Annotated in this window: 5 protein-coding genes and 1 pseudogene; 5 read left to right on the forward strand and 1 reads right to left on the reverse strand. The window is 68.8% G+C overall.

The genetic code is table 11. The features are described from left to right. Positions 1-305: 305 nt before the first annotated feature. Positions 306-614 carry a hypothetical protein gene (locus EAO72_RS25105; RefSeq protein WP_072489575.1) on the forward strand — a complete coding sequence of 103 codons (309 nt, stop codon included), beginning with the start codon at positions 306-308 and terminating at the stop codon, positions 612-614. A 380-nt stretch (positions 615-994) separates the two neighbouring features. Here EAO72_RS25105 and EAO72_RS25110 read toward each other — a convergent pair. After that, positions 995-1,585: pseudogene (locus tag EAO72_RS25110) on the reverse strand (hypothetical protein); the annotation flags it as partial. Here EAO72_RS25110 and EAO72_RS25115 point away from each other — a divergent pair. From EAO72_RS25115 to EAO72_RS44125, 4 genes are read left to right on the forward strand one after another with little or no spacing between them, the layout of a single operon-like run. Beyond that, positions 1,530-2,729, forward strand: coding sequence for a hypothetical protein (locus tag EAO72_RS25115; RefSeq protein ID WP_410090541.1), 1,200 nt, complete (start codon positions 1,530-1,532; stop codon positions 2,727-2,729). The pseudogene EAO72_RS25110 and the gene EAO72_RS25115 sit on opposite strands and share 56 nt — an antisense overlap. Further along, a complete protein-coding gene (locus EAO72_RS25120) occupies positions 2,726-4,276 on the forward strand; it encodes an SCO6880 family protein (RefSeq protein WP_148019503.1) in 1,551 nt (516 codons plus the stop codon). The genes EAO72_RS25115 and EAO72_RS25120 overlap by 4 nt, the downstream gene beginning before the upstream one ends. Before the next feature lie 52 nt (positions 4,277-4,328). After that, positions 4,329-5,747: an ATP-binding protein gene (locus EAO72_RS25125; protein ID WP_148019504.1), complete on the forward strand. Its 1,419-nt coding sequence runs from the start codon at positions 4,329-4,331 to the stop codon at positions 5,745-5,747. A 1-nt stretch (position 5,748) separates the two neighbouring features. Further along, a complete protein-coding gene (locus tag EAO72_RS44125) occupies positions 5,749-6,459 on the forward strand; it encodes a hypothetical protein (protein WP_410090500.1) in 711 nt (236 codons plus the stop codon). The last annotated feature ends 5 nt before the right edge of the window (positions 6,460-6,464 follow it).

The following is a 6,464-nucleotide window of genomic DNA, read 5'->3' on the forward strand; positions in this document are numbered from 1 at the left end:
CCCCGACCTCCCCGCACCTCCCCTGATGGGTGCGGTTCGGGCCCCGTCGCAGGTCTCGGCCAGGGTGGCGCGATGGCGATCATTGCCCGGCGTCACCCTCCGTGATACACAGAGTAACCAGACACAAATCGCTCACACACCGATTCGATCCGCAGGTCAGGGCGGCCAGACCGGTCATATGTACGAGATCCGGGTAAAGAGAGCCGCCAAGTCGTCGTACGAGAGCAGTTTCATCAGCGAAGATAGAGGGTGACCCGTGCCGTGCGGCACGGGTACCGAACTACCCAACAGGGGCGGTGACTTACATGATCCTGGCAGCTGAAAAGGGCGACATCACCACCATCATCGGCGGAATCGCCCCGAACTGGGGGCCGTTCGGGACCTTGGGCAACGAGGCCCGCGTGATGATCGAGGTCGTGATGGCGATCGCGATCCTGCTCTGCCTCGGCATCGCGGTCTGGGGCGCGGCGAAACAGCGCATCGGCGCGACGGCCCTGCGCGACACGTTCAGCGCGGAACAGGGCAAGGGCCTGATCGTCGCGGGCCTGACCGGTGTGTTCATCATCGGATCGCTGGGAACCGTGTTCACCATCGTCTACGGGATGGCCGTCTGACCGGCAGCCGCCCCTAGCCCGGGGCCGACGGCCCCACCCACCCCTCACCATCCGTCCGTCGTGCCCACCGGCAGAGGTTGCGTCCCCCTGATGTCGAGTCACCACACCGCGTCCATGCGGAAAGCAGCACGGCTACCGTCGTACAGAGGCACGATTCAGGCAACGGTTGAGGGGGCGTACGCGGCATGAGTCACGACGACGGCTACGGCAACGACTCGGGGCGTACGGGCGACGGCTACAGCACCATCGGCGGCACCCGCCAGACCCGCACCCGCCTCCCCGACGGCGAAGGCGTGGGGGCGGCTGCAACGCGGGTTGCCAGGATCACCATGGCCGCTTGGACGCTCGCCAAGGTCATGCCGAGCTTAAGCGCGTTCGATTTACCGGGCATAGGTGAACCCTCCGTACTCCTCGACAGCCTTGGCGATCTCATCGGCATTGGAGGCCGTACGGTCGGTGTTAACCGGCGCTGGGCCGTCCTTCTGGGAGAAGCTGTCGACCTTCCAGTCGCCCCCCACCCACTGGAGTTTCAGCGTCATGGTGAACCAGTCGTTGCTCACAGGGGTGGTGGAGCCGATCCCAGCTGTGCCGAAGACGCCGGTGCACCACACCTCTACCGTGGCGGAAGAGCCAGTGAATAGGGTCACCTTGGTTCCGACGGGCGCGGTTCTCGACACGTACGTCATGCCCTCAGAGGCATTTCCGTTCTCGTCCAGACCGACTTTGTCGAGGAACTCTTTGCTGTACGCCTGATCGAACTTGGTCTCGAGCTCGTCGACCCGATCGGTGACGAAGACCTTGCGCACGATCTGAGCCCGCTGCGATGGTTTCAGAATGTCAGCGGATACAAGCGCCACGGAATAGTTCGCCGCCGCACTCTGTGCTCCCTGCTGGTCATGCGCGAATCCGGAGGCGATCTCGCCGTTCTTCCCCGTCACCGGCTTCGTCCCCGTGGCCGCCGTCGACCCCGCCCAGGACCCCCTCACCTCCCTGGGCCGCGGCTGTGCCGACGCCGCAGCGTGGATCGTGGGCAAGCTCAGCGAGGCCGTCAAAAGCACCGCCAACGTCGACTTCACCAACACCCGCTTCCTCCAGCAGTACGCGATCGTCTTCGCCGCCTCCACCGTGCTGACGCTCATCCTCTGGCTCCTCGCCGTCGCCAAGCGGGCGATCCGCGGCGTCCCGCTGACCACCGCGATCTCCGAGGCCATCGGGTTCCTCTGGCTCACCGTGCTCGCATCGGCCTTCACACCGCTGATCCTCTACACGATCGTCTCGGCCACCGACGGCGTCACCGAGGTCATCTCCTCATCCTCCGGCGGGCAGACCGACGTCTTCTTCGGGTCGTTCGCCGAGGCACTCAAGAAGGACGCCGACATCGGCGGCGGACCGATCATGCTGATCGTCGTCTCGCTCGTGTCGATCCTCGCCGCGGGCATCCTCTGGCTCGAACTCGTGATCCGCGCCGCCCTGCTCTACGTAGGCGCCCTCCTCGGAACCGCCGTGTACGCCGGGCTCGTCGACAAGAACATGTGGGGACACGTGCGCCGCTGGGCGGGCATCATGATCGCCGTGATCATGGTGAAGCCGGTCATCGTCGTCGTGCTCGGGCTGGCCGGCGCACTGTCGTCGGACGACGGCCCCGACGCCTTCTCGGCCGTCGTCTCCGGCCTGGCGATCATCCTGCTGGCCATCTTCGCCTCCGGCATGATCTACCGCTTCGTGCCCGGCTTCGGCGACGAGATCCAGGGCGCCCGCACCAACCGCAAGCAGGCCACCGACGGCTCCCAGGCAGCCGCGATGATCAGCTCGCCCGCCGCTCTCGTCTCGCAGGGCATCAAGACCCACAGCAGCCGCGGCGGCGGCCAGGACAGCGGCGGCAACAACAGCGGCGGCGGCAGGCCCGCCAACCCGGTCAGCGGCGGAGTCGCCGCACACAGCTCCCGTAACTCCGGGAGCGGGGTCGGCGGCGGATCTGTCCCCTCCGCCGCACCTCCGCCCCGCAGCGGTTCGGGCCCCACGTCCGGCACCCCGCACGGCAGCCGCGGCTCCCGCGGCGGACCCGGTGGATCAGGCAGTTCAGGTAACAAGAGCACAGGAGGTGGCGGGCGTTGAGCACTCAGTCCCATCCGATCGCGCCCCGCCGTACGTATCTCATCGGCCGCGCCCGGCCGAACGCGATCGTCGGCAAGAACCGCGAGACGGGCGAGATCGCCCTGATCATCGGTGGCGCGTTCCTCGGCATGATGAGCGGGCTGCTCGTCCCGGTCCTCTCCCTGCGGATCGTGCTGCTCACCGGCTTCCCGCTGCTCGCCCTGGCGATCGTCTACGTCCCGTACAAGCACCGGACCTTCTACAAATGGTTCGAGATCAACCGCAGCTTCAAACGCTCCCTGCGCCGCGGCACGTCCTACCGCTCCACCGCCATGGAGGCGGGCGTCAGCGCCGACGGGCGTGAGGTCGAGATCGGACCGCCCCCCGGAATCGGCCGGATCAACTGGCTGGCCGCACCCTTCGGGCCGGACGAGATCGCCGTACTGCTGCACGCCGACCGCCGCACCGTCACCGCGGCCATCGAGATCGAGGGACCCGGCGTCGGGCTGCGCGACAGCGAGGACCAGGAAGCCCTCGTCGACCGGTTCGGCACCCTCCTCAAGCACGTCGCCAACGGAGACGGCTTCGTCACCCGCATCCAGATGCTGGCCCGTACCCTGCCCGCCGACCCCGACGCCCACGCCAAGGACGTCGCCCAGCGCGGCGACAAGGCCTCCCCGGGCTGGCTGCAGGAGTCGTACGAGCAGCTCCAGTCCATGGTCTCCACCTCCAGCGAGCAGCACCGCGCCTACCTCGTCGCCTGCATGCACTACACCCGCGAGCTCGCCGGCGAGGCCAACGCGATGGCCCGCGCCGCCCGCCCGCACGCCGGCCGCAAGCTCGACCGGGACGCCGGGCTCGCCGTCGTCATGGCGCGCGAGCTCACCGACATCTGCGCCCGCCTCGCCGAGGCCGACATCCGGGTCCGTCAGCCGCTCGGCCAGAGCCGGCTGGCCTCCCTGGTCCACTCCATGTACGACCCCGACCACCCCATCGACCACATCCAGGCCATGACGAAGCGCAACGCCTGGCCGGCCGAACTGGACGCGGTCGAGCCGACGTTCCTCCAGGCCAAGACCCGCGAGTCATCGACCCGCGCGCCCTGGTGCCACTCCACCGCCTGGGTGAAGGAGTGGCCGATGACGCCCGTGGGCGTCAACTTCCTCGCCCCGCTCCTCGTCCACACACCCGATGTGATCCGTACGGTCGCGGTCACCATGGACCTCGAACCCACCGAGATCGCCATCGAGCGGATGCTCACCGAGAAGACCAACGACGAGGCCGAGGCCAGCCGCCAGGCCAAGATGAACCGCACCGTCGACCCGCGCGACATCGCCGCCCACGGCCGGCTCGACCAGCGGGGTGAAGATCTCGCCAGCGGCGCGGCCGGGGTCAACCTCGTGGGGTACATCACCGTGTCATCGCGCTCGCCCGAGTCCCTCGCCCGCGACAAACGGACGATCCGCGCCTCCGCCGGCAAGTCGTACCTGAAGCTGGAGTGGTGCGACCGCGAGCACCACCGCGCCTTCGTCAACACCCTGCCGTTCGCCACCGGCATCCGCCGCTAGCCCACCAGTCCCCGACACCGAGACCGACACTGAGAGGGAGGTCAGTCACGCCATGCGAGATCCGATGTCCGCATTGACGGACGCCTTCACCGCCTTCCTCTTCGGGAAGGTGGAGACGACCCGGCTGCCCGTCCGCACCTCCACCGGACAGGCCCAGGCGGTCTACCTGCCCACCGCCGCCCCCGGCCTCGGCGACTCCGGCGTGATCATCGGCCGCGAGGTGTACTCCGGCAAGGGCTACATCTACGACCCCTTCCAGCTGTACGGACAACAGCTCCCCGCCCCGCACTGGCTGGTGCTCGGCGAGTCCGGCAACGGCAAGTCCGCGCTGGAGAAGACGTACGTGCTCCGCCAGCTCCGCTTCCGCGACCGCCAGGTCGTCGTCCTGGACGCCCAGGGCGAGGACGGCGTCGGCGAGTGGAACCTCATCGCGCAGGAGCTCGGCCTCACCCCGATCCGCCTCGACCCCACCTCCGCGCTCAACGGCGGGATCCGCCTCAACCCGCTCGACCCCGCGATCACCACCACCGGGCAGCTCGCCCTGCTGCGCACCATCATCGAAGTCGCCATGGGCCACGGCCTCGACGAGCGCTCCGGCTTCGCCCTCAAGGTCGCCCACGCCTATGTGAACGAGACGACGACCGACCGCCAGCCCGTCCTGATGGACATCGTCGACCAGCTGCGCCACCCGGAACCGGAATCGGCCGAGGCGATGAACGTCGACATAGACGACGTACGGGCCTGGGGCCTGGACGTCGCACTCGTCCTGGACCGGCTCGTCGACGGCGACCTGCGCGGCATGTTCGACGGGCCGACGTCCGCCGGCATCGACCTCGACTCCCCGCTGATCGTCTTCGACCTCTCGCACATCGACCGCAACTCGATCGCCATGCCGATCCTGATGGCGATCGTCGGCGTCTGGCTGGAGCACACCTGGATCAGGCCCGACCGGAAGAAACGCATCTTCCTGGTGGAGGAGGCCTGGCACATCATCAACTCCCCCTTCGTCGCCCAGCTCTTCCAGCGCCTGCTGAAGTTCGGCCGGCGTCTCGGCCTCTCGTTCGTCGCCGTCGTCCACCACCTCAGCGACGTGGTCGACGGTGCCGCGGCACGGGAAGCGGCGGCCATCCTGAAGATGGCCTCCACACGCACGATCTACGCCCAGAAGGCCGACGAGGCCAGAGCCACCGGCCGGGTACTCGGGCTGCCGCGATGGGCGGTGGAGATCATCCCCACGCTCACCCCCGGCATCGCCGTCTGGGACGTCAACGGCAACGTACAGGTCGTCAAACACCTGATCACCGAAGCCGAACGCCCCCTCGTCTTCACCGACCGCGCCATGACCGAGTCCTCGGCATCCGACCTCCTCCCGGAGGACGTACGCGCCGCCGAACTGGAGGCGGAGCAACGCGCGGCACGGATCGAGAACCAGCAACGGCTGAACGAGTCGTCCGAGTCAACGGTGGCATGACATGGCGGGTGCGGGGCGCGGCGACGTACGCAACGGTGGCGGGAACGGAAGCGGAACCGGAAGCAGTGGCGGCATCCCCGACGGGCTGCTGATCGGGCTGCTGCTCTTCCTGCTCGGGCTGACGCTGCTGGCCTGGACGGCCACCGGCCTGGCCGGCCTCCTCGCCCACGGCGGCTGGCCCGAGGGCGTCACCCTCGCCGAGACCCCACTGGCCATGCGCCGGCTGGTCGAGGCCCCGCACGACCTGCCCGCCGCCTGGCCGGCCACCCCGGCCGGCGAACTCTCCGGCTACGGACTGTTCTGGGGCCTGTTCATCGGGCAGCTGATGGTGCTGGTCGTCCTGACGGTGTTCGTCATGGGCGTGATCGCCCGCTGGCGGGGCGTCCGCGCCCGGCAACGCGCCGCACGCCTGCACCAGCGGAGCGAACCCCCTCAGGAGTACGTCCCCGACGCATACGCCCACGACGCGTACGTCCACGAGAAGTACGGTCCCGAGAAACACGTCCCCGAGGAGCGGGCCGCCCGCCAGGAACCCGCCGCCGCCCGGCCGTTCACCGAGCAAGCGACCCCGGCCGAAGCCACCCGGCCACACACCACCCCGGCCGAAGGCGCCCCGCCACACACCGCCCCGGCCGAATCTGTTTGCGCGGGGGTCGGTGGCAGGTCAGGATCGGGGCATGGACTACGTGATACGCCCGGTGCGCACCGGTGAATGGC

The sequence above is a fragment of the Streptomyces sp. OR43 genome, assembly GCF_008042275.1.
Lineage (GTDB): Bacteria > Actinomycetota > Actinomycetes > Streptomycetales > Streptomycetaceae > Streptomyces.

What these genes read in the sequence shown, in the direction of transcription:
- EAO72_RS44125 (WP_410090500.1), top strand. Translation starts at nt 5,749, where the DNA reads ATGGCGGGTGCGGGGCGCGGCGACGTACGCAACGGTGGCGGGAACGGA.
- EAO72_RS25125 (WP_148019504.1), top strand. Translation starts at nt 4,329, where the DNA reads ATGCGAGATCCGATGTCCGCATTGACGGACGCCTTCACCGCCTTCCTC.
- EAO72_RS25105 (WP_072489575.1), top strand. Translation starts at nt 306, where the DNA reads ATGATCCTGGCAGCTGAAAAGGGCGACATCACCACCATCATCGGCGGA.